Here is a 22,714-nt window from a genome sequence, read left to right as displayed (position 1 = left end):
GGCAACAGGCGGCATTGGCTGTGGCGATGCCGGATCAGACACGATGAACAAAGCAAACAACCGCGCCGAAAAATCCGGCGCGGTCGACATGGCGCGTATCGAGGTGATCGCGCCCAATCTCAAGAAGCGGCTTTCGGGCGTCACCAGCACCATCGTGCAACTGGTGCCGGTGCAGGCGCGCGACCTCGGCATTGCCGTGTTCGGGCCGGGCCTGCCCGACAGCCTGCCGACCATGCGCTGGTGGCAGTTGCCCTTGCTGCTGAAGCGGCCAGCCTCCGGGCGGCCGCGCATCTGGCATGCACGGCGCAACGTCGAGATGCTGGCCGGGCTGGTGCTGCGCCACGTCTTCCGAGCGCCGCTCAGGCTGGTGTTCACCTCGGCCGCCCAGCGCGACCACAAGCCCTTCACCAAGTGGCTGATCCGCAGGATGGACGGCGTGATCGCCACCAGCCGGCTGTCGGGCGGCTTCCTCGAAGTGCCGCACAAGGTGGTGATGCACGGCGTGGACCTGGAAAAGTTCCATCCAGCGCGAGGCCCTGACGACGAATTCGCGGCCGCCGGCCTGTCGGGCAAATACGCGATCGGCTGTTTCGGCCGGGTCCGTCACTCCAAGGGCACCGACCTGTTCGTCGAGGCGATGATTGCGCTTCTGCCCGATCATCCCGAATGGACGGCCGTGATCACCGGGCGGGTGACACCAGAGCACAAGGCCTTCGCCGACGAACTCAAGCAGCGCATTGCAGCGGCTGGCCTTTCGGAGCGCATCCTTTTCCTCGGTGAAGTGCCCGACGTCGCCGTCTGGTATCGCCGGGTGACCGTCTATGTCGCGCCCTCGCGCAACGAGGGGTTCGGCCTCACCCCGCTGGAGGCCATGGCCTCGCAAACGGCCGTCGTCGCCAGCACCGCCGGCTCGTACCGGGAGATCGTGACGCCCGGCGTCACCGGCGCCGTGGTTCCGGCCAGCGACGGTGAGGCGCTGCGCCAGGCGATCAGGCCCTATCTTGACGATCCTGCGCTGGCCGAGGCGCATGGCGCGGCGGGGCTGGATGACGTGACGCTGCGTTTCAGGCTCGAAAACGAAGCTGAGGGCATACGCGAGACGTATGACCGGGTGTGGGCGAACAGCTGAATCTTGAAGGGGGCCGCGCCCGGTCCTCATTAGGGTTAGCTGCATCCTCGCTTTTGGCGAGGTTTCAAGAGTGCTGTACCGCCCTCAGAAGCGGGTTACCCGGTCGTCTCTTGTGAGCGTCGCCCTATTGTCCGAATCCAGCCATTGGCTCAGGCCGCGGTCCGCCCAGGTCAGCCGCTTGTTGCGAGTATTCTCCTTGACCACGTGGCTCCGTTCTTTCATTCCCGGAGTGACGTAGCCGTGGCCGTGATGAAGGTGGAGGGCAATGGCGGAGTAGCGGATATGCCGGGGCTCTATGCCGACGTGGCGCAGGCGAAGGCCGAATTCCACGTCGAGACCGCCATACTGCATATCCTCGTTGAAGCCATTGACCTGGATGGCCTGGCTCCGGAGGCATGATGCGCTGTGGCCGTTCCAGGTCGGCCTTGCCGGTGTCAGCCGGTTCAGCCATTCGTCGAATGGGCTTGCTGCGACAAGCTTTAGCAGCTTGGTGGTGAAAGGCAGACCGTGCCGCATCAGCCAGAACGAACTGAATGCCTGTTGGCCTGCAATGTCGTCTTGCGTCAATGCATTGGACACGTCGGGCGGAAGCTTGAAATAGCCGCCCGTCAGGAAACGATCCGGCTGCGCCAGGCGCGTGTGGACGTCGACGAAGTCGCGGCGCGGCACGCAATCGCCATCGGTGAGCAGGATGCGCTCGCCCTGGGCCACGGCAACCGCCTTGTTGAGGATCCGGCATTTCTGGAAGCCGTCGTCTGGCTGCCACACATGCGCGATCGGGACCGGGCTGCCGGCTGCCATGGCAGCGAGCATTTCGCGGGTCTCATGGCTCGAGCCGTCATCGGCGATCACGATCTCGAAATCTTGGCGGTCCTGGGCAAAATAGCCCCACAGCACCTTCTGCAGCCAGGCCGGCGAATTGTAGGTGGAGATGATAACGCTGGTCTGCATGCTTTCTCGTCCTGGAGCCCCAATCCTGTCAGGCTGGCTGAACAGGCGAAGCCGCATTTTTCCTGACCACGCTCTGGGTGCACGGGTCATTTCCTATTGTGCGGCAGCGACTACTTGGTAGCGCGCTCGAATATGTAGAAGTCGGCAAAGCTGGTGTTCCCCCTATTCCGTCGATCATAGGGATACCGGTTGGGGATGTGCCGGATCAGCTGCCATTCATTCGTAGCGGCGATGGTGTCTGTGAACCGCCGATGCCTCACATGGATGTCATTCGTCAACCGGTCCTCGTTGCTTGCGTAGATAGCCACGAAGCGGTGAGAGGAGTTGAGCAGGCCACGCATGTATTCTTCATAAACGGCGTCTTCAACGAGATGGTAGATCACGTCGAGAGACAGCGCGAGATCGTATCGGGAAGAGGCTTCATCGCCCACCACACTAAACCTCTTGGTGGCATCGTCCTTGAATCGTTCCCGGCAGATTTCCACGATGGTCGAGGAAACATCGAGTCCGAGATAGCTAGGGTAGCGGGCCAGATCCAATTGCGCCCCATCGCCGCAACCATGCTCGACAATCGTCTGGATGCCATGCTCTGCAACGAAGCTGTTGAGAATCTCGGCCTTAAACTCGGCCAGTCTGCCGTAAGAACCCGCGCCGGAATTTCCACCTTTGCGATAGCGACGGTCCCAGTAGTCAGCCGATCGAAAGTTCGGTGCGTTTTCGCCTTTGACGTTTCTGCCAAACCAGATGCGTAGTTTTGTGCGAATGCCCATTGGTAATCTCGACAATCTTGTTACAGAGGGGGAAACCCGTACTTCCTGATCATGTTCTGGATGCACCGGTCGTTCGCGCCGTAGGCGAGGTTTTCGGCCTGCAATGACGTCGTCTGGCTGCCTGGCCAGTCGATGATCTTGATCTTCCCTGGCAGCTTTTGCCCGACAAGGCCGTTCATCCGCCACATCCAGTAAAGCCATACATCGTCGGCGCTCGGGCTCAGTTCCGAGAAAAGCGCAACGTTGCACACGTCCTCATGGAAAGCGTCGGGCGGGTAGAGGACGCCGAGCACTCCGGTTGGGAAGATGAGCGTAGACGTTTCGTCCGGCCTGAAGTCGCGTTTCCATGCCATGTAAGGTGCCGGTATGCCTGCTGCCATGACGATCCGGCGGGCGCGCTGGCAAATGACATGCCTCCTGGAGGGATCGTACGCGGCAGTCAGTCTTTCAATACAGTCGGCTCGATAGTGGACGTCGTCGTCCACGGTGATAACGAAGCAATCCTTGTGATTTTGCAGTGTTGGTATGATTTTCTTGTACGATCGCATGTCGGTGCAGCCGGCAATCTCCAGGCCGTGCTTGCGCAATTCGAGGACGTTGTCAGGTACCAACGGGTAGTCCTCGTGGGAAACCCATAGGATCGTCGTGTCGGGCCGTACGGTCTGAAAAAGAATCGATTTCAGCGTGAGCGCCAACGTGTCGAAGCGAGCCCGATAGCTCGTCAGTGAGACGATCAGCGGTTTCGGCAGGCCGTGTGCCCGAGCCTCGCCTAGGGACACTGACCGGTCGTCGATCTCCGCCAATGCTCGTTTGATCCGAAAGCCCTTTTTGAGTGCTTTGAATTTCGCTGGTATGCTGAACATGCCGCCTAGTTTTCCCAGTGCTGTCGTAGCCATCCAGTGTCGCCGATGCGGCGATACCAGCGCTGTCCGCCGCCGGCCAGAACCTCGCTCATCTTCGGGCTGCCGGCGAAGACGACGATGCGCGCTCCTGGCGGCACGGTCGGGTCCTGCAGGAAGCTCTTGAAGTGGCGAGGCACGCAATGGTTTTTGTAGCTGACGCACCATTCGCGTGGCCAGTATTGCAGGTTGCCATGCGCCGCAAGCTGCGCGCTCTGGAATTGCTGGGAGATCTCGTACCGGTCGAGCGCGCCGGCCGGATCGGCGACGTATGCGTCGAGAATATAGGCATGGGCGCCGATCTCGTAGCGAAACACGGAACTGTTGCCTACGGACGCAAGGAAGCGATCGCGCTTTCGATTGAGCTTGCGCAGCGGCTTGCTCCGGAAAAGATCATCGTCACGGATGATGAGGAATTCGCCCGGCTGCTCGAAGAAGGGGTCGAGATCATCAACGACCACGAGGTCGAGGTCGAGGAAAAGTGTCGTGCCTTGCAGGTCGGCCAGATCGCGGCGGAAAAGAGCGAGCTTGCGCCAGCGTCTGTCTTGTCGGCCGGTGGGCAGGTCCAGAGCGGGGAGCGGCAACGCCTCGATGTCTTTGTCCAACCCGGTGGTATCGTCCGTGAAGCAGACGAAGCGATGCGGACGCTTCAGATGCTTAGCGACGCCGCGGCGCAGATTGTTGACGTATTCCGGGCCGTAGAGCGATCCCCATTTTATGCAGATCACATTGACTGCATTGTCCAGACCTGAATTCGGCATCTTACCGTTCTGCTCCGTTCTCAGCCTGTTCGCCAAATACGTTCATGAATACACTTGTAACTCACTGCGAACCACATTCTAACCTTGGGAGCCGAGCCAATGACCATTTCGTCCGGTTTCTTCTAGCCGGAAACGGCCCAACTTCCATCGTGGTGAAATTATCGCCTGAGGAGCAGGCGACCTTCTAGATGAGACCGCCGTCCATGTCCATTCGGACGCTGCCGAAGGAGCGTCCCGCCCCTAAATCCCCACCAGTCCTTCATCCTTCACCTGCCGGATCGTCAGTGCGGTGCGCACCGTATCGACGTTGGGTGACGAGGTCAGTTCCTCGATGACGAAAGTCTGGAAGGTGCCGAGATCGGGAGCCAGGCAGTGCAGCATGAAGTCGGATTCGCCCGAGACCATCCAGGCGCTGCGCACGATCGGCCAGTTGCGCGTGCGGTCGGCGAAGGCCTTGAGGTCGACTTCGGACTGGCGGTTGAGGCCGACGAGGCAGAAGGCGACGACGTCCATGCCGAGAGCAGGGGCGTTGAGCAAGGCGCGGTAGCGCTGGATGATGCCTTCGTCCTCCAGCCGCTTGACCCGGCGCAGGCAGGGTGGCGCCGAGATGCCGACGCGGCGCGACAGTTCGACATTGGTCATGCGGCCGTCGTCCTGCAACTCGCGCAGGATCTTCCAGTCGATGGCGTCGAGGTCGGCCTTGATCGGCATGTTGGCTCCAGGTCTTGCGCAAGAATCTTGCGCATCCTTGTAATTAAACTACTCGCAGCCATTGGGAAGCCCAAGCTTCGGAAATCGACGCGGGGCATGGGCGCGTTCCCTCGGAGATCAAGCTTTCGGGGGAGTAACATCTTGTCGCCTTGCGCGGGGCAGGGGTGAACACCTAGATTAGAGGCGATCTGCGCCCCGTCTTGCGGGGTGCTGCTTTTTTCATTGACCACGAAGGCCCTACGATGACCGCCAAACATGCGCCAGTCCTCATCATCGGTTCGGGTCCTGCCGGCTATACGGCAGCGATCTATGCGGCGCGCGCCATGCTCAAGCCGATGCTCGTCGCTGGCATGCAGCAGGGCGGCCAGTTGATGATCACGACCGACGTCGAGAACTATCCGGGCTTCGCCGAACCGATCCAGGGGCCCTGGCTGATGGAGCAGATGCGGGCGCAGGCCGAGCATGTCGGCACCGAGATGGTCCACGACATCATCACCGAGGTCGATCTCGACGTGCGGCCGTTCCGTGCCAAGGGCGATTCCGGCACGGTGTACACGGCCGACGCGCTGATCATCGCCACCGGGGCCCAGGCCAAATGGCTCGGCCTGCCGAGCGAGCAGGTGTTCCAGGGCTTTGGCGTTTCGGCATGCGCCACCTGCGACGGCTTCTTCTACCGCGGCAAGGACGTGGTGGTGGTCGGCGGCGGCAACTCGGCGGTCGAGGAGGCGCTCTACCTCTCCAATCTCGCCAAGACGGTGACGGTCGTGCATCGGCGCGACCATTTCCGCGCCGAGCGCATCCTGCAGGAGCGGCTATTTGCCAAGGACAACATCAAGGTGATCTGGGATCACGCAGTCGAGGAGATCGTCGGTGCTGCGGCGCAGAAGCCGCTGCCGCCTTCGGTCAACGGTATCAGGCTCAAGAACGTACACACGGGTGCTGTCACCGAAATGGCGACCGACGGCGTATTCGTGGCGATCGGCCATGCGCCTGCGGTCGAACTGTTCGTCGGCAAGCTGAAGCAGAAGCCGAACGGCTATCTCTGGACCGAGGCGAACTCGACGCGCACCAACGTGCCGGGCGTGTTTGCGGCGGGCGACGTGACCGACGACATCTATCGCCAGGCGGTGACGGCTGCGGGCCTTGGCTGCATGGCCGCCCTCGAAGCTGAAAAGTACCTCGCGGGAATTGAAGTGCATCGCGAAGCGGCCGAATAGGCCGGCCAGACGCCTGACATAAGAGGGGAAAAATGGCGTTGGATTGGGATAAGTTGCGCGTGTTCCACGCAGCGGCGGAGGCTGGCTCTTTCACGCATGCGGCGGAGACGCTGAGGCTGTCGCAGTCGGCCATCTCACGCCAGGTCAGCGCGCTCGAGCACGACATCGGCGTGCCTCTGTTCCACCGCCACGCGCGCGGCCTGGTGCTGACCGAGCAGGGCGAGATGCTGTTCCGCACCGCCCACGACGTGCTGATGAAGCTCGAGACGATCAAGACCAGGCTGACCGAGACCAAGGACAGGCCGTCGGGCGTGTTACGCGTGACGACAACGGTCGGCCTCGGCGCCGGCTGGCTGACCGAGCGCATCCAGGAGTTCCTCGCACTCTATCCCGACATCCAACTGCAGCTGATCCTCGCCAACGAGGAGCTCGACCTGACCATGCGCCAGGCCGACTGCGCCATCCGCCTGCGCCAGCCGCAGCAGCCCGACCTGATCCAGCGCCGGCTGTTCACCGTGCATTTCCACCTCTATGCCTCGCCGGCCTACGTCAACAAATTTGGCAAGCCGGCGTCGATCGCCGAGCTCAAGAGCCACCGCATCGTCACCTTCGGCCTGCCGGTGCCGACGCATCTGAGCGAACTCAACTGGCTGGAGACGGTCGGTGACTTCGAGGGCGGTCAGCGCGTGCCGACGCTGCAGATCAACGACATCCTGTCGATCAAGAAGGCGGTGCAGACCGGTGCCGGCATCGCGATGCTGCCCGACTATGTCGTGGGCAAGGACGACGGGCTGGTGCAGCTCCTGCCCGAAACCGAGGTGCCGTCCTTCGACACCTATTTCGCCTATCCCGACACGATGAAGGAACAGGCCAAGCTGCACGTGTTCCGCGACTTCGTCATCTCCAAGGCACGCAGCTGGGCCTTCTGAGGCCCGGTTCCAGGCACGGCATCAGCCATCGCCGCGCCACGGCGAGAGGCGCGGCAGCCAGCCGGGCACGTTGTTGCGGTAGGCTTGGTATTGCGCGCCATAGCGGCGCGTCAGGACCGGCTCTTCATAGAAACGCACGAAGGCGGCCATGGCGGCGCCGATGGCAATCGCATAGGCAACGAGCGGCCCGTGCGCGAAGATCAGCGCCTGGCCGAGGATGATCGCCAGTACGGCGACATACATCGGGTTGCGGACGTGGCGATAGGCGCCGCCGATGACCAGCCGTTCGGTCGGCGCGACCGGGGCAGGCGTGCCCGAACCCTCCACAGCGAAGCGGGCGAAGGCATGCAGCAGCACGCCGAGCCCGACCGCGACGAGCATCGCACCTGAGATGACGAACGCCGCGCTGGCCAGGGGCAGGCCATAGTTTGCCGTGAGCAGCCAGGGAACCAGGCCGGCGACGATACCGGGCGCGGCCAGGAAGAAGATGGCACTGCCGAGCACTGCGGATGGTTTGCGCAAGGCCTGCACTCCCATTGATCGTGTTGCTTGGAGATTGCGCATGGTGCCGTTTCTGCCGCAACAATGGCCTGGTGCTGCCCGAACCGGCGCCATTGCACTGCAGCACGGAATTTAGTGGCACTTTCGCTGAAAACCCCCGCTGCAAAGTGCATTGCAGCATCGACATCTGGCGTTTTTAGCCACAAATTCTGGTCCTATCGGGCCTCTAACATTGTTGGACCACAGCTCGTGCCTTTTTGCATGCGTGCGTTGCAAAATAGATGCTTGTTTGTTGGGCATGGAGAGCACATATATTGATCATCTCCAGGGCGCGTTCCTCCTCCCATTAGCGCCCTCGAGTGTTCCCCTCTGGAGGTTAGCCTTAATCGGCACTTCCAAACAAACTCAGCCGGATCTTCTTGGATCCGGCTTTTTTGTTGCCCGCTTCCAGGCGATCCAGCCCACGTAACAGTGACATGTAACCCCGGGTAACGTTCCCCGAACACACTGACGCGCCTAGCTTTTGGTTGGACGCGGTGATGGCGCGCCGGGAGATGGGGGCATCACCCGTGCGAGCCAGGGCTCAGGCAAAGCGCCGCGTCCAGCAGATTGCCAACGACCCAAGACGTTGGCCACGTAGCGGCGGACCTGCCGTCCCGCCTCCCGCGGAACGGTCCGCAAAAAAGCGGTGCCCGAGGATTGCCTCGGGCACCGCTTTTGTTTTTTCCGGGACGTGTGTTTTACGTCGGGCGAGAGCCTGTGATTCCGTTATCCTGATCACTGGCAGAAGCATTCGTGGGGGGACAGCATGAGCAAGGTATCGGCAGCAAAGCTGCCAACCTATTCCGGCGGCTGTCTTTGCGGTGCCGTCCGCTTCGAGGTTCTCGGGCCTGCCGCCAAGCCGCACACATGTTCATGCCGCTCCTGCCAGCGCCACACCGGTGCGTTGACCGCCTCCTGGGTTGAGTTTGCCAGCGGGGAGGTCAGGTGGACCGGGCCTGGTGGTGTGCCATCGCTCTTTCGCTCTTCGGACTATTCGAGCCGCGCCTTTTGCCCGGCCTGCGGCAGTTCGCTTGGCGCAGTCGACGATGAACCCGTCGTGGCATTGCTGCTCGGTGTCTTCGACAAGCCTGACGCGGTTGAGCTGATGCCGACCGCCCATTCGTTCGAGGACGGGCGGCCGAAATGGTGGCACATCGAGGTCGAGGCCGGGTAGGGCTCACATGTAGAGCTTGGCCGGGTCCTTGCCGGCGTAAAGCTGGCCGACCTCGGCGCCATAGCCGTTGAACAACTGGGTCGGTACCAGTTCGCCGGTGTGCAGCACACGCTCCCTGGCCTGGCTCCAGCGCGGATGCGGCACCTCGGGGTTCACGTTTGCCCAGAAGCCGTATTCGCTCGGCTGGATCGCTTCCCAGAGACCGACAGGCTGCTCGGCAACGAAGTCGATCTTGCGGATCGACTTGATCGACTTGAAGCCATACTTCCACGGCAGCGCGAGACGTAGCGGAGCGCCGAACTGCTTGCCCAGGGGCTTGTCATAAGCGCCGGTGACGAGGAAGGGCAGGTCGAGTGCCGCCTCCTCGATGGTAACACCTTCGACATAGGGCCATGGGTAGACGAAGTCGTTCTGGCCGGGCGCCATCTCTGGATCGAGAAAGGTCTCGAAGCGGATGAACTTCGCATCTGCCTTGGGGCTGGCGAGCGCCACCAGTGCCTTGAGCGGAAAACCGCTCCACGGAATGGTCATCGACCAGGCCTCGACGCAGCGGTGGCGGTAGAGCCGCGTCTCCAGCGGGAATTTTCGGATCAGGTCGTCGATGCCGAGCGTCATCGGCTTGTCGACCAGCCCGCCGATCTGCACCTCCCAGGGACGCGTCTTGAGCTGCTGTGCGTTGGCGGCGATCTCCTTGTAGGTGCCGTATTCATAGAAGTTGTTGTAGTTGGCGTTGATCTCTTCGGGCGTCAGCGAGCGGTCGAGCTTGTAGGTTGTGTTCGGCTTGGCCGGATAGAGGTCGGCGGTCGGGTCCTTGTCCTCGGCGCGAGCCGGCCGCGGCAGCGCGGCGGCTGCAAGGCCGAGCCCCATGCCGGCGAGAATCGAGCGGCGGTTGAGGAACATCTCCTCGGGCGTGGCCTGAGCCTCGCTGATTGCCCAGGACGGGCGGCGGTGTACGAATGCCATGCTCGGTTCTCCAAAAGTCGGCTCGCAAGGTCGCCCCTGCGGACCGCGAAATCAACGTGGTCACGTTCACATACGTATGCGAACGCTGCCGCGTTTCAGTGCCTTGCCCAATCCAAGATCAACAGAGCGTGAGCAGCAAGGACCGGACGGCCGCTGGCGCCGTCCGGTCCTTGCAATGTCACGCCGCCTTGCCGGCCGATTGCATCGCCTCGTCGGCGAGGCGGCCGGTCAGTTCTGCCATGTGGTCGAACTCGGCGCGGTAGGTGGCAGCACCCGCGGTCGCCGAGCGCAGCTCGATGATCAGGTCGCTGATTTCGGATTGCGGCATCGTCGCCTCGACCACGTCCCAGCCCGGCCAGTCGGCGCGCGCGTCGTAGCCGAGGATCTGGCCGCGGCGCTGGGGCACGAGCGCGATGATGCGCGCGGTAGCATCCGACGGCGTGAAGATCTCGACCTTCATGACAGGTTCGAGCAGAACCGGCGAACAGCTTGGCATGCCCTCCTTCATCGCGATCTTGGCCGCCATCTGGAAAGCCATGTCGGAGGAATCGACGCTGTGGAACGAGCCGTCCGACAGGTTGACGGCGATGTCGACGACCGGAAAGCCGAGCGGGCCGATCTTGAGGAAGTCGCGCGCACCGGCCTCCACCGACTGGATATACTGCTTGGGCACGACGCCGCCGGTGATGGTGTCGGTGAACTCGAAACCCGAGCCGCGCGGCAGCGGCTTGATCTCGATGACGACGTCGCCGAACTGGCCGTGGCCGCCCGACTGCTTCTTGTGGCGGCCGCGCTGCTGGACGGCCTTGCGGATCGTCTCGCGATAGGGCACCGCCGGCGCATAGCCTTCGACGGCGATCTGGTTGCGGCCTTCGAGACGCTCGCGCACGACCCTGAGATGCATTTCACCATGGCCCGACAGCACCGTTTCGGCCGAGTCCTGGTTGTGATGCAGGGTCAGCGAGGGGTCTTCCTCGGCGAGGCGCTGGATGGCGGCCGACATCTTGACCTCGTCCTTGCGCTCCTTGGGACGCAGCGCGAAGGCATAGACCGGTTTCGGCGGCTCGAGCCTGACGAGGGGCTTTATGCCGCCCTTGGCCGAGGTCAGCGTCTGGCCGGTGGCAACGTTGTCGAGCTTGCCGAGCGCCACCGTGTCGCCGGCGCCGGCGTTGGAGAGCTTGGACTGGTCCTTGCCAAGCATGCGGTAGATGCCGGAAACCTTCGCGGTGTCGGTGGTGTTGAGCCAGAGCTCGGCGCCGTCGGTGACCTGGCCGGACAGGATGCGCGATACCGACAGCTTGCCGGCATGCGAGGTGTGGATGGTCTTCATCACCTGCACTATGGCTGCACTGCCCTCTGCTATCCCGAGCCGCTTGCGGGTCGCCTCGACGTCGGGGGCATCGTGGCGGATGGCCTTCAACAGCCGGAGCGCGCCATTGCCCTTTTCGGCCGAGCCGATCAGCACCGGGGTGACCGTGCCATCGCGCAGGTCGGCGGCAAGGTCGTCGAAGATCTCGTCCTTCGGCGGCTCGATCTCTTCGAGCAGTTGTTCCATCAACTCATCGTCGTGGTCGGCGAGGGTTTCAAGCATTGCAAAGCGCGCTTCGAGCTCGCGTGCCTTCTCGTCGCCGGGAATCTCGGCGATCTCGCTCTCGGCATATTCGCGGTAGACATAAGCGCGCTCCAGCGCGAGGTCGATCGAACCGACGACGACGCCATCCTTGCGCAGCGGGATCTGGCGCAGCAGCAAGGGCGTGCGGCTGACCGGCTGCAGCAGCTTGAGCGTATCGCGCACGCCTGATGTCGCCTTGTCGATCTTGTTGAGGAACAGGATGCGTGGCACGCCGAGATCGTCAAGCTTGCGCATGATCAGCTGCAAGGCGGGGATCTTCTTTTCGTCAGGCTCGGCGACCACGACCGCCAGGTCGCAGGCGGCAAGGATCGGGTCAGCCTCGAAGGCGAACTCGACCGAGCCGGGGCAATCGACGAAGGTGATGCTCTCGCCCATGAACTGCGTGGTGGCGAAGACCGCGTCGACGCTCATGGCGTGAGCCCGGGCCTCGGCCGAATGGTCGGAGACGGTGTTGCCCGATGATACTGGTTGCTGCTTGGGAATGGCGCCCGTGCGGGCGAGAAGGGCTTCAAGAAGAGTGGTTTTACCGCTGGCAAAGGGACCGACGATGGCGATGCATTTCGGTCCCGTGCGTCTTCCTCCGGCGCGACTACCCATGAGAGCTGACCTCCACTCAGGCATTTTTCCCTGAATGCGGCGGCCGGCCTGTTCGGCCGTCGCGGGCAATGACGTGTGGTGTTTTCCTCCCGGTCGAACATATCGTCACACGGCTTTGCGGGGAGGGCAAGGGGAAGGGCGCCCGGGCCCCGACCTTTGAAGCAGGCAAGATGCGGGGAGGGCCTTGCCGGTGCGAAGCGACGCCATCCCCAGAAAACAAAAAAAGCCCGGCAGGTTGGCACCTGCCGGGCTTTTTAGCGTTGGTGCCGAGGATCAGTCCTTGGCGTTGAGGTCGGTGCCGAGCGTGTCCTTGACGAACAGCGTGCCGATGATCAGCGTCATGGCGGCAATCGCGATCGGGTACCAGAGGCCGTAGTAGATGTCGCCGGCCGCAGCACTCATGGCGAATGCGGTTGCAGGCAGCAGGCCGCCGAACCAGCCGTTGCCGATGTGGTAGGGCAGCGACATGCCGGTGTAGCGGATGCGGGTCGGGAACATCTCGACCAGGATCGCGGCGATCGGGCCGTAGACCATGGTCACGTAGATGACCAGCACGGTGAGGATGGCGATGACCATCGGCCAGCTCACTGCTGCCGGATCGGCGACCATGGCGAAGGAGCCGCCGGCGGGGATGTTGAAGAAGCCGACTTCCGGAGCACCGGCCGCCTCTTCAGCGGTAACGATCTTGTCCTTGATCGCCTGTTCGGTCGGAACGGTGGTCTTTTCGCCGGCGCGGATGGCGGCGGCGTCGAGCTTGAGCTCGGGGTTGGCGGCAATGAAGGCGTCGAGCTTCTGGTCGGCAACCTTGGCAGCGCCACGGACCAGCGGATAACCGCCGTCGTGAAGGGCGATGTTTACTGCCTTGACGAAGGCAGCGTCGCTCGCCTTGGCAGCATCGCCCGCGGCGATGGCGTCATAGGACGTGACGGTCTCGTCGCCGATCTTGACCGAAGCAGGCGTGCCCGGAGCCGCCGTGGTGACGACGTCATAAGGAACCGAGTTCTTGGTCAGGAACGACGTCGCGATGTCGCAGGAGGTGGTGAACTTCGCGGTGCCCACCGGGTTGAACTGGAACTTGCAGTCGCCAGGTGCGGCGGTGACGGTGGCGCGAACGTTCTGCTGGGCGGTGGCGAGTGCCGGGTTTGCGGCCCAGGTCAGAGCCTTGAACAGCGGGAAGTAGGTGACGATGGCGAGTGCCAGGCCAGCCATGATGATCGGCTTGCGGCCGATCTTGTCGGACAGCCAGCCGAACAGCACGAAAAAGCCGGTGCCGAGCAGTAGCGAAATCGCGATCATGATGTTGACGGCCTGGGCGTCGACCTTGAGCACGTTCTGCAAGAAGAACAGTGCGTAGAACTGACCCGAGTACCACACCACGGCCTGGCCGGCGGTGAGGCCGAACAGCGCGAGCAGCGCGATCTTGGCGTTCTTCCACTGGCCGAAGGCTTCCGACAGCGGTGCCTTGGAACCCTTGCCCTCTTCCTTCATGCGCTGGAAGGTCGGCGATTCCGAAAGCGACAGACGGATCCACACCGAGATGCCGAGCAGGATGAAGGAGAGCAGGAACGGAACGCGCCAGCCCCAGGCGGCGAAGGCTTCCTTGCCGAGCCAGGTCTGCACCACCAGGATGACGACCAGCGACAGGAACAGGCCGAGCGTCGCGGTGGTCTGGATCCACGAGGTGTAGTAGCCGCGGCGGTCGTCGGGGGCGTGCTCGGCGACATAGGTCGCAGCACCGCCATACTCACCGCCGAGCGCGAGGCCCTGCAGCATGCGCAGCGCGATCAGGATGACCGGAGCGGCGATGCCGATCGTGGCGGAACCGGGCAGCAGGCCGACGAAGAAGGTCGACAGGCCCATGATCAGGATGGTGACGAGGAAGGTGTATTTGCGGCCGACGAGGTCGCCGATGCGGCCGAAGACGAGCGCGCCGAACGGACGCACCAGGAAGCCGGCGGCGAAAGCAAGCAGCGCGAAGATGTTGCGCGTCGCCTCGGGGTAGGAAGCGAAGAAGGTCGCGCCGATGAAGGCTGCGAGTGAACCGTAAAGGTAGAAATCGTACCATTCGAACACGGTGCCGAGCGAAGAAGCGAAGATGACTTTCTTCTCTTCTCGCGTCATGCCTCGCCCGCGGCGGGCGTCGGCGGTTGCCGAAATTGCCATTATTGTCTCCTCCCAGAGTGCCGGCGGCAAAGGCCTGGAGAGCAATCTCCGGGGGAATCCGCCGAACCTAACCACGGTCGAAGTGATAACGCCGGGAGGCAGGCGTTATCCATCGCTGCTTTGGGATTATGACCTTAGTCGTAGAAGCAGCCGCGAAGTGTTCGAAGCCATTGATGCTGCATCGCAAAAGCGATGCGTAGCTGGCGCCAGAACAGTGGCTCCTTGTTCGAACTCACCGGCGTGCGCAGACGGAAAGCTATTGGCGGATGCTGCCCGGCGGCACGATTGCGCCGCCGAGCCATTTGCCGGGAAGTGCGGGCTCAGGCGGCCCGTTCTTCCTTCTCGACGAGGTAGCCGCGGTCTCGCAGCCACCGGGCGATGATGATTTCGACCATCGACGACACCGAACGGTGATCGTCCTTGGCCGCCTTGACGAGCGCTTCCTTGAGGTCGCGTTCGATACGGAATCCGAGTGGGTGTGTCTTAGACATGACAATTCCTGAGACTTGCCGGGACGTGTAGTCCCGTGGGAGGACGACCGGTGTGCGACGAGCCTATGAATGTGTCGCGAGTTGACCGGTCATGCGGCGCAGGTGGGGCGCGTTGCGCCGTCAGGCCTGGGCTGGCGGTGCGCGGGGTGCGCTCGTTCGTGCGCGCAGGAAATTGAAAGGCGAGCCGGCCGGCGATGCGGCGCTGTCGATGGCCGCGATCGGCAGGCCGTGAGCAGGCCGAAGCAAGCCGTTGTCATCCGCGAGGTCGCAATTACCCTCAGCCAGCGTGACGCATGAATCGCTCCACATCGGAAGCGCGAAAGGATCAGCGGGTTCCGTGTAGGGCGCGTCGCCGGCGGAAAGCTGAGGGCTTTCGTCTTGATTGCTGAAATGGGCGTGACTCGATGCAACCGAGGCCGTGAGGGCAGCAAAAACCGGTAGCAGCAGCAAGAACAAGTGCGCGAGCAAACTTCTGCTCCTTCGCCCCTGCTGCTGCTGTCTATGCTGATACAATTGCTGCCTCTGGACGCCTCTGCATACCTCCGCCTGCTACGGCGGATATAGTTACTTTAGATTAACAGAGTTCGGGCCGGCACGGCAATATGCAAATGTATAACAGCGTATGAGAATCGAAGATTCCTGCCGGCAACCTCATGACAGTTTCGGTCGATTCGCACAGCCGGCAAAGAAAAACCCGGCCGGAGCCGGGTTTTTCCAACAGTCAGATATGTGAGCTCAGACGAGAGAGGCGGTAAAGCGCTGGATGCGCGTGCAGGCCTCTTCGAGAATCTTCTCCGAGGTGGCGTAGGAGATGCGGAAATTCGGACCGAGGCCGAATGCCGAACCCTGGACCACTGCCACGCCTTCGGCCTCGAGCAGCTCCGAGGTGAAGACCGCATCGTCGGTGATGACCGTGCCGCCTTGCGTCTTCTTGCCGATCAGCCCGGCGCAGGACGGATAGACGTAGAAGGCGCCTTCCGGCGACGGGCAAGAGATGCCGCGCGCCTGGTTGAGCATCGACACGACGAGGTCGCGGCGGGCCTGGAAGATCGCCTTGTTCTTGGCGATGAAGTCCTGCGGGCCGTTGAGTGCCTCGACCGAAGCCCACTGGGCGATGGTGCAGGCACCCGAGGTCTGCTGGCCCTGGATCATGTCCATCGCCTTGATCAGCTGGATCGGACCGGCGGCGTAACCGATGCGCCAGCCGGTCATGGCATAGGCCTTCGACACGCCGTTCATCGTCAGCGTGCGGTCGTAGAGTTTCGGCTCGACCTCGGCGATGGTCTTGAAGACGAAGTCGCCATAGGTCAGGTGCTCGTACATGTCGTCGGTCAGCACCCAGACATGCGGATGCTTGAGCAGCACATCGGCGATGGCGCGCAGCTCGGCCTCGCTATAGGCGGCGCCCGAGGGGTTGGACGGCGAGTTCATGACCAGCCACTTCGACTTCGGCGTGATCGCCTTTGCCAGCGCATCTGCCGTCAGCTTGAAGCCGTTGTCGATGCTGGTCTCGGCATAGGTCGGCGTGCCGCCGCAAATCGCCACCATCTCGGGGTAGCTGACCCAGTAGGGCCGGGGGATGATGACCTCGTCGCCGGGGTTCAGCGTTGCCATGAAGGCGTTGAACAGGATCTGCTTGCCGCCGGTGCCGACGATGGTCTGCTCCGGCTTGTAGTCTAGATTGTTCTCGCGCTTGAACTTCTTGGCGATGGCTTCGCGCAGGGGCACAATGCCGGAAACCGGCGGATACTTGGTCTCGCCGCGGCGAATGGCTTCGATCGCCGCATTCTTGATATTGTCCGGCGTGTCGAAGTCAGGCTCGCCTGCGCCCAGGCCGATGACGTCGCGGCCGGCGTTTTTCAGCTCGCGCGCTTTCTGCGTGACCGCGATGGTCGCGGAAGGCTTAACGCGGGAAAGGGCATCGGCAAGAAAGGCCATGACTTCAGGTCTCCGGTTCGGAAAAACACGCGGTCGCGCGACCGCTTTTGCGCGTCCAACGGAACGCGCGGCGCTGTAATGTCGCATGACGCAGGGAATCGCAAGCATATTGACGCCTTGGCGTGCCGGATGTGCTGGGCCAGAGACCTGGCGAAGCTGTGCATAAGCAGGCGGCTGCCGGCACGTGGGTCAAGTTTGAGACATTCCGTTAACCGGCGATCAAATCTTCGATGAGATTTTGGCGGAGCAATTTCGCCAGCATTCCGGAAATAGGACGGACCGTGTCGAAGAGCATCGGGCTCGCCCATATCATCCGGCACGACGACGGTTCTGCGACCGGAGTCTGGGGCGTGCACGCCCTGCATAGCGCGTTTCAGCCGATTTTCGCCTTTCAGTCGGGCCGTTTGCTGGTCACGGCCTTCGAAGGGCTGATCAGGCCGTTTCGTGGAGCGGACGCGGTGCCCCCGGGCATGTTCTTCGCCGTCGTGGACAGTGCAGAGCGGCTGCAGGTCGAGACCCTGACGCGGACGCTGCATCTGCTCAACGCCGCGACGTTCGTGCCCAAGGCTGCGTCGATCTTCATCAATTTCGATCCGTCGGTGTTTCTCGACCGATCAATTTCGGAACACGCGCTGCGCGACATGCGCCATGTTCTCAACGAGACCGGCATCGATCCACGCCGCATCGTCTGTGAGGTGACCGAGAAGCCGGCCTCGGAAGAGGCACTGTTCGATTTCGTCCGAGCCCTCAAGGCAAACGGCTTGCGCATCGCCGTGGATGATTTCGGCTCGGCCGAATCCGACATCAAGCGGATCCGCGACATCAAGCCCGACATCGTCAAGTTCGATGCCCACTGGATCAGCCGCCTCATGGAGTCCGGTGCAGGCTTCGCCCTGCTCAAGGAAATGGTGGCGAACTTCGAAGAGAAGGGGATTCGCACCGTCTTCGAGGGGCTCGAGGAGAGCTGGCAACTGCAACTGGCCGAGCGCTCCGGCGCCTCGATGGTGCAGGGGTTCGTGCTGGCAATGCCGGAGATCGTGCCGGCGGATTTTTCGCATTTCGAGCCGGCAGCACCCGAAGCCGCCGGCAAGCAACAGGGGTCCCCGGCCGTGGCCGGAGACGCTGGCCCGCTGGCAGGCAGCGCGCCGAGAACAGGCCGAAGTTTCGGCAAAAGGACATCGTGATGAGTGACGGGTTTTTCGGCTTTGGCGCACTGCCGGCGGATCTTGCTGCCAAGATCGTCGCCGACGAGGTTGGGCTGGAGTACGGCATCCATGGCGATTTCCGCCTGCGCTGCGCCATGCAGCCGATCTTCAGGCATGAGCAGGGCCGGCTGACGCCGGTGACCGCCGATGCGCATGTCGTGCCCTACCTGCAGGGCCAGCCGGTCCCGATGCTCGAATTCCTCGCTGAAGTGGCTGCCGAAGATCGCGCGATCGTCGGGCGCATGATCGAGGTCCTGCCGCTCGCCAATGTCCACAATATCGGCGTCGAAGGCGTTTCGTTGCTGTTCCGTCACAATGGAAGCGGTGGCAGCGAAGCCATGGACGACCTGCGCTTCATGGTGCGGGTCCTTGAGGACGAAGGTTTCGATGTGTCGCAGCTGGTATGCGAAATCGATGGGGTCGACGAGCGCCTTGCCGACGCATTGCGTGAACTGGGCCTGCGTGTCGCGCTTGCTCATCGTGGGGCAGAGCAGCCGGATGCGCATGCAGCCTGTCGGGTGAATGCCGACATCGTCAGGCTCGATCGGGTGTCGTTCGAGCGTTTCTGCGCCGACGCCGCTACCGGCCGGCTGTTGCGGCCCGTGGTCTCGGAGTTCAAGGCGCAAGGGGCAGCGGTGCTGGTCGAGGGCATCGACAGCGAAAGCCGTCTTGAAATAGCCCTTGGTGCCGGCGTCGAGCTGTTCCAGGGCGACCTGCTCGAGCCGGAAATGCTGGTCGGCAGCGTCTTTGCCGACGGACCGCGCGAGGCGTCGCAATATCGCCGCGGCGAATGTGTCGTTGTTCCATTGTTTGGCTGACACCTGGCCGCTGTTCGGCTGATGCCTGGCGAAGCATCACAAATGCTGATGTTTCGCAGCAGAACAAATCGCTGGTCTGACGTTTCCGCGCGGTGATAATCGCGGTCGAACAAGGGCCAGCGCAATGACCACGATCTACGGAATGACCGACAGCGGCAATTGCTACAAGCCACGCCTGCTCATGGCAAAGCTTGGGCGGCCTTTCACCCATGTCGAAACCAGTTCGCGTGACGGCACGACGCGTTCGCCCGGCTACCTCGCCAAGAATGCCAACGGCAAGGTGCCGCTGCTCGAGCTCGACGACGGCCGCTTTCTTGCCGAATCGAATGCCATCCTGCTGCATCTGGCCGAGGGCACCCGGCTGTTGCCGGCCGATGCCTATGAGCGGGCGCTCGTCTACCAATGGCTGTTTTTCGAACAATACAGCCATGAGCCCTATGTCGCGGTGCGGCGCTCGCTGTACGTTTATCCCGAGCGTGCGGCGCAGGCGACGCCGGAACGCCTGGCGTCTTTGCTGGAGAGCGGCAACAAGGCGCTCGGCGTGATGGAAGTCCAACTGGCCAAGACGCCGTTCCTGGCGGGCAATGCGATGAGCGTCGCCGACATCGCGCTCTACGCCTACACGCATGACGCTGGCACGGGCGGCTTTGAGTTGGCGAATTTCCCGGCGGTGAGTGCCTGGCTTGACCGCGTCCGGGCCGACCCTGGCCACGTGCCGATCGGCTGGCTGCCCTGATCAGGCTTGGTGCTGCAAATAAGAAGGCCCGGAGATCGGTTCGATCTCCGTGCCTTTCGTATCTCCGGTGAGACTGGCTCGCGCTAATCCGCAATCCTTGCCCTGTCCGTCAAAAACAAAAAGGCGGGGTGTAACCCCGCCTTCCGCTGTCAGCAGCTGATCCTGGATCCTTTGGCCCGTGGCTCACGGCAATCTGCCGCATCGTCCTTCAGGCTTTGGGTCCGGCGCGCTTGTCGCGCTGCCGCCAGTACATCCGTGACTTGCTACGCAATCGGAGCTTTCGCTCCCGCGCGCCTTAAATCAGACTGCCTTGAGAGCTCCGGCAGACGAGCGGCCCGTACGACGGTCCTGCTCGATCTCGAAGCTGATCTTCTGGCCATCGGCCAGCGAGCCCATGCCCGAACGCTCGACAGCGGAGATGTGGACGAATACGTCCGCGCCACCTGCGTCGGGCTGAATGAAGCCGAAGCCCTTGGTTGCGTTGAACCACTTAACGGTGCCAGTTGCCATTGCGATAATCCTTGTCGTCTGCAGTTTGGTCTTGATCAAGCTATGTGCCCGACCCGTGATATCGAAATTTTGGAGATAGACGTCTGCAAACGCGAGTGTGTCGCGGGGCACGGATCTGTCGGCCGAAATATCAACGGGAGCGATATACGGGCAATTGTCGTTCAACGCAAGCCCTTCCTGTTGCGGGATGCTCGAAAGCGGCATCAATAGTCATGCAACCATGGCGGGCGAAAAGTGTTATATTGCTTGGCGTTACAGCGTCGTGGATTGGAGAATGCGCAAGCCACGCTGCAGCCCCTTGTATCGCAGCATCAACCTGAAATCCGATTCCCGTCATCGGGTTGATGCGTGAGTGCCGCTGCCGAAGTCTTCGGAGAACTGTCATGAAAATCATTCTGCTTGCTGCTTGCCTGACCCTGGTCGCGGCCGAGGCTCAGGCCGTCTCGCGCTATATTTCGACCAGCATGAGCTGCGCCCAGGTGCAGGGGGCCGTGCGCGGCGAAGGCGTGGCGATCCTGCGCTGGACGTCGCCAACCTCGGGTGTGCCGCGCTACGACCGCTATGTCAGGAACGACCGCTTCTGCCCGTCGGGCCAGGAGGCACGGCGGGCCTATGTGCCAACCGCCGATGCGAGATCGTGCCCGGTCTACAATTGCAAGCAGATCGAGCGCGATCGATTCTTCTTCAAGCGCCGGCTGTTCCCGCACAATTGAGGCTAGGGGCGGAGCCGAGCCCGGTGCCGACCTGAACCTAGTTGAGCGGCTGTTCGCAGGAACTCAAGCCGCGTCCGGCCTCCTTAGAAGCCGAACGATGCCTGGGCGGCCGGCGGCGGGCCGACGTGGACGCCTTCCAGCACCAGCATCTTTTCCTTCATGACCGAGCCGCCGGTTGCCGAGAAGCCGCCTATCTTGCCGCCGGCCGCCAGGATGCGGTGGCACGGAATGACCAGGGGGATCGGATTGCTGCCGAGTGCTGCGCCGGTTTCGCGAAACAGGCCCTTGTGCCCGGCCTGCTCCGCCAGTCCGCCATAGGTGGTGGTCTCGCCGTGATGGAGATTTCTGGCTGCGGCATAGATATCCTTGCGAAAATCGTCGACGCCGGCGAGGTCGACCGGTACGTCGGAGAAATCGACATCGGTGCCTTCGGCATAGCGCCTGATGTCGGCGACGAGAGCAGCAATCCATGCCGGAGCAATTCGGTCAGTGTCGAGGGCTGCTGCGTCCGTGCCGGCCAGGCGCAACAAGCGCCGTTCGGCTGCCGCATGGGTCTTCTCGGGCAGGCAGACGCGGGTCAGGCCGGCATCGCTCCAGGCGAGCGCCATGAAGCCGAGCGCTGTTTCGAACACCGCATGACCGGGCAAGGGCAAGGAAATGGCGTTGTCCACATCAGTCCCTTTCGTCGAAGCATTCGTTGCGAAATCGGTACATATCGGGAACATTTTCGCACGATCTGCGGCCCTATGCCACCCGAAAACCGCATCCGCCTGTGGATTGCCCGGGCCGGGGCCTTCATGTAAGGAGGTTCGGGCGGGACGAAATCATTAACCAGAGTGTGCATTTGCCGGCGATAAAGACCCATCTGCTGATCTCGGCGGCATTGGCGACGGCTCTGCTGTCGGGCTGCCAGACAAACACAGCGGCGCTTTCCACAGACCTTTCGACAGGCGCGGACGTTGCCTTGAGCGCCGATACGAGCCTTGCCCCATCTACCGGTGCCGATCTCGCGCTGCCTGAGACGGTTGCCGTGGTGCCGACGTCGTTTGCCGCGGTCGAAGCGTCGCCGGCAACGGCCGTGCTTGCAGCTGCAGCGATCGAGCCCGATGCATCGGATGTCACCGTTGCCGCTGCCGCGACCGCCCCGGCGGCTGGTAGCGTCGCAGTCGCAACTGCATCTGAAGCCGCCAAGACACCGGCCACCACTGCACCGGCACCTGCCGCCGCCAATGCGCCCGTCGTTGCTGCCGCCAAGGCTCCTGTCGACCCGATGACGGCGCCGATGGCCGGTGGCGATATCGTTGCCGCCGCCAGCGACCCCAAGCTCTCCGGCGCGTTCCCGCCGGCGCCGACGCTTGCCGACTATGCCTTGCCGGCCAAGGCGCCGGTGCCGAAGAGCTACCAGGTAGCGTCGCTCGGCAATGTCGCGCCCGAAAGCTTCGCCACCTCGTCCTATGCCGCGCCCGACAGCCCGGCGCTGGCCTCGCGCGGCAAGATCGATGAACTGATCTCGAAATACGCGGCCCTTTACGAAGTGCCGGAGAAGCTGGTGCGGCGTGTCGTCAACCGCGAGAGCACCTTCAATCCGCTGGCCTATAACAGGGGTCACTGGGGGCTGATGCAGATCAAGCACGCGACGGCGCGCGGCATGGGCTATGACGGCCCGGCCAACGGCCTGCTCGACGCCGAGACCAACCTGAAATTCGCCGTCAAATACCTGCGCGGCGCCTTCATGGTCGCCGACGGCAATGAGGACCAGGCCGACAAGCTCTACCAGAGCGGCTATTATTACCACGCCAAGCGCAAGGGCCTGCTCGACGAGACCGGGCTCGGCCGCGACCGCGCGCGCCACCGCGGCTGACA

At 62.8% G+C, this 22,714-nt stretch carries 23 protein-coding genes; 9 read left to right on the top strand and 14 right to left on the bottom strand.

Annotated features, from left to right (window positions below; all coding sequences use genetic code 11):
- The first annotated feature begins 43 nt into the window (after positions 1-43).
- Positions 44-1,129 carry a glycosyltransferase family 4 protein gene (locus tag WHT83_RS21320; RefSeq protein ID WP_406872328.1) on the top strand — a complete coding sequence of 362 codons (1,086 nt, stop codon included), beginning with the start codon at positions 44-46 and terminating at the stop codon, positions 1,127-1,129.
- Between the two features lie 84 nt (positions 1,130-1,213).
- Here the strand turns inward: WHT83_RS21320 and WHT83_RS21315 are convergent, their stop codons facing one another.
- From WHT83_RS21315 to WHT83_RS21295, 5 genes are all read right to left on the bottom strand, one after another.
- Positions 1,214-2,080: a glycosyltransferase family 2 protein gene (locus WHT83_RS21315; protein ID WP_406872327.1), complete on the bottom strand. Its 867-nt coding sequence runs from the start codon at positions 2,078-2,080 to the stop codon at positions 1,214-1,216.
- 110 nt (positions 2,081-2,190) lie between these two features.
- Complete coding sequence (locus tag WHT83_RS21310; protein WP_406872326.1) at positions 2,191-2,850, bottom strand: hypothetical protein; 660 nt, start codon at positions 2,848-2,850, stop codon at positions 2,191-2,193.
- Positions 2,851-2,870: 20 nt separating this feature from the next.
- Complete coding sequence (locus WHT83_RS21305; protein WP_406872325.1) at positions 2,871-3,746, bottom strand: hypothetical protein; 876 nt, start codon at positions 3,744-3,746, stop codon at positions 2,871-2,873.
- The gene (locus WHT83_RS21300; protein WP_406872324.1) at positions 3,719-4,510 is read right to left on the bottom strand and encodes a hypothetical protein; all 792 of its coding nucleotides are present in this window, start codon (positions 4,508-4,510) and stop codon (positions 3,719-3,721) included. Before WHT83_RS21300 ends, WHT83_RS21305 begins: the two co-directional genes overlap by 28 nt.
- Positions 4,511-4,750: 240 nt before the next feature.
- Complete coding sequence (locus WHT83_RS21295; protein ID WP_055970335.1) at positions 4,751-5,221, bottom strand: Lrp/AsnC family transcriptional regulator; 471 nt, start codon at positions 5,219-5,221, stop codon at positions 4,751-4,753.
- A 242-nt stretch (positions 5,222-5,463) separates the two neighbouring features.
- On the opposite strand from WHT83_RS21295, the gene trxB reads away from it, so the two are divergent.
- Both trxB and WHT83_RS21285 read left to right on the top strand, forming a co-directional pair.
- Positions 5,464-6,438, top strand: coding sequence for a thioredoxin-disulfide reductase (trxB, locus tag WHT83_RS21290; RefSeq protein ID WP_406872323.1), 975 nt, complete (start codon positions 5,464-5,466; stop codon positions 6,436-6,438).
- 32 nt (positions 6,439-6,470) lie between these two features.
- Positions 6,471-7,367, top strand: coding sequence for a LysR family transcriptional regulator (locus WHT83_RS21285; protein ID WP_108607380.1), 897 nt, complete (start codon positions 6,471-6,473; stop codon positions 7,365-7,367).
- Positions 7,368-7,388: 21 nt separating this feature from the next.
- Here the strand turns inward: WHT83_RS21285 and WHT83_RS21280 are convergent, their stop codons facing one another.
- The gene (locus tag WHT83_RS21280; protein WP_406872322.1) at positions 7,389-7,889 is read right to left on the bottom strand and encodes a methyltransferase family protein; all 501 of its coding nucleotides are present in this window, start codon (positions 7,887-7,889) and stop codon (positions 7,389-7,391) included.
- Positions 7,890-8,676: 787 nt separating this feature from the next.
- Here WHT83_RS21280 and WHT83_RS21275 point away from each other — a divergent pair.
- Positions 8,677-9,084, top strand: coding sequence for a GFA family protein (locus WHT83_RS21275; protein ID WP_406872321.1), 408 nt, complete (start codon positions 8,677-8,679; stop codon positions 9,082-9,084).
- A 3-nt stretch (positions 9,085-9,087) separates the two neighbouring features.
- Here WHT83_RS21275 and msrP read toward each other — a convergent pair whose 3' ends face one another.
- The 6 genes from msrP to WHT83_RS21245 all read right to left on the bottom strand — a co-directional run bounded on the left by msrP (position 9,088) and on the right by WHT83_RS21245 (position 16,869).
- The gene (msrP, locus tag WHT83_RS21270) at positions 9,088-10,047 is read right to left on the bottom strand and encodes a protein-methionine-sulfoxide reductase catalytic subunit MsrP (protein WP_108607382.1); all 960 of its coding nucleotides are present in this window, start codon (positions 10,045-10,047) and stop codon (positions 9,088-9,090) included.
- Positions 10,048-10,225: 178 nt separating this feature from the next.
- Positions 10,226-12,277: an elongation factor G gene (locus WHT83_RS21265; RefSeq protein ID WP_406872320.1), complete on the bottom strand. Its 2,052-nt coding sequence runs from the start codon at positions 12,275-12,277 to the stop codon at positions 10,226-10,228.
- 273 nt (positions 12,278-12,550) lie between these two features.
- Positions 12,551-14,440, bottom strand: coding sequence for an MFS transporter (locus WHT83_RS21260; protein ID WP_183259979.1), 1,890 nt, complete (start codon positions 14,438-14,440; stop codon positions 12,551-12,553).
- 320 nt (positions 14,441-14,760) lie between these two features.
- Complete coding sequence (locus tag WHT83_RS21255) at positions 14,761-14,931, bottom strand: hypothetical protein (protein ID WP_018428911.1); 171 nt, start codon at positions 14,929-14,931, stop codon at positions 14,761-14,763.
- 120 nt (positions 14,932-15,051) lie between these two features.
- Entirely contained in the window at positions 15,052-15,399 is a 348-nt protein-coding gene (locus WHT83_RS21250; protein ID WP_406872319.1) for a hypothetical protein, read from the bottom strand.
- 267 nt (positions 15,400-15,666) lie between these two features.
- Positions 15,667-16,869 (bottom strand): pyridoxal phosphate-dependent aminotransferase, encoded by a 1,203-nt coding sequence (locus WHT83_RS21245; protein ID WP_406872318.1) that lies wholly within the window; start codon positions 16,867-16,869, stop codon positions 15,667-15,669.
- A gap of 281 nt (positions 16,870-17,150) precedes the next feature.
- On the opposite strand from WHT83_RS21245, the gene WHT83_RS21240 reads away from it, so the two are divergent.
- The 3 genes from WHT83_RS21240 (at position 17,151) to WHT83_RS21230 (ending at position 19,628) form a co-directional block, all read left to right on the top strand.
- Complete coding sequence (locus WHT83_RS21240) at positions 17,151-18,053, top strand: EAL domain-containing protein (protein ID WP_406872317.1); 903 nt, start codon at positions 17,151-17,153, stop codon at positions 18,051-18,053.
- Positions 18,053-18,892 (top strand): EAL domain-containing protein, encoded by an 840-nt coding sequence (locus WHT83_RS21235; RefSeq protein ID WP_406872316.1) that lies wholly within the window; start codon positions 18,053-18,055, stop codon positions 18,890-18,892. The genes WHT83_RS21240 and WHT83_RS21235 overlap by 1 nt, the downstream gene beginning before the upstream one ends.
- 124 nt (positions 18,893-19,016) lie before the next feature.
- On the top strand, positions 19,017-19,628 hold the full coding sequence (locus WHT83_RS21230; protein ID WP_406872315.1) for a glutathione S-transferase family protein: 612 nt from the start codon (positions 19,017-19,019) through the stop codon (positions 19,626-19,628).
- 300 nt (positions 19,629-19,928) lie between these two features.
- Here the strand turns inward: WHT83_RS21230 and WHT83_RS21225 are convergent, their stop codons facing one another.
- Positions 19,929-20,138 carry a cold-shock protein gene (locus tag WHT83_RS21225; RefSeq protein WP_055970634.1) on the bottom strand — a complete coding sequence of 70 codons (210 nt, stop codon included), beginning with the start codon at positions 20,136-20,138 and terminating at the stop codon, positions 19,929-19,931.
- A gap of 383 nt (positions 20,139-20,521) precedes the next feature.
- On the opposite strand from WHT83_RS21225, the gene WHT83_RS21220 reads away from it, so the two are divergent.
- The gene (locus WHT83_RS21220) at positions 20,522-20,851 is read left to right on the top strand and encodes a hypothetical protein (RefSeq protein ID WP_108607390.1); all 330 of its coding nucleotides are present in this window, start codon (positions 20,522-20,524) and stop codon (positions 20,849-20,851) included.
- Between the two features lie 83 nt (positions 20,852-20,934).
- Here WHT83_RS21220 and WHT83_RS21215 read toward each other — a convergent pair whose 3' ends face one another.
- Positions 20,935-21,459, bottom strand: a complete 525-nt coding sequence (locus WHT83_RS21215; RefSeq protein ID WP_406874027.1) for a methylated-DNA--[protein]-cysteine S-methyltransferase — start codon at positions 21,457-21,459, stop codon at positions 20,935-20,937.
- A 236-nt stretch (positions 21,460-21,695) separates the two neighbouring features.
- Here WHT83_RS21215 and WHT83_RS21210 point away from each other — a divergent pair, with 236 nt between their 5' ends.
- Positions 21,696-22,712, top strand: a complete 1,017-nt coding sequence (locus tag WHT83_RS21210; protein ID WP_406872314.1) for a transglycosylase SLT domain-containing protein — start codon at positions 21,696-21,698, stop codon at positions 22,710-22,712.
- Positions 22,713-22,714: the final 2 nt, after the last annotated feature.

The sequence above is a fragment of the Aminobacter sp. P9b genome (assembly GCF_045345995.1).
GTDB lineage: Bacteria > Pseudomonadota > Alphaproteobacteria > Rhizobiales > Rhizobiaceae > Aminobacter > Aminobacter niigataensis.
Note: the sequence above shows the minus strand (reverse complement) of the source record. Positions and strands in the feature narration are given on the sequence as shown.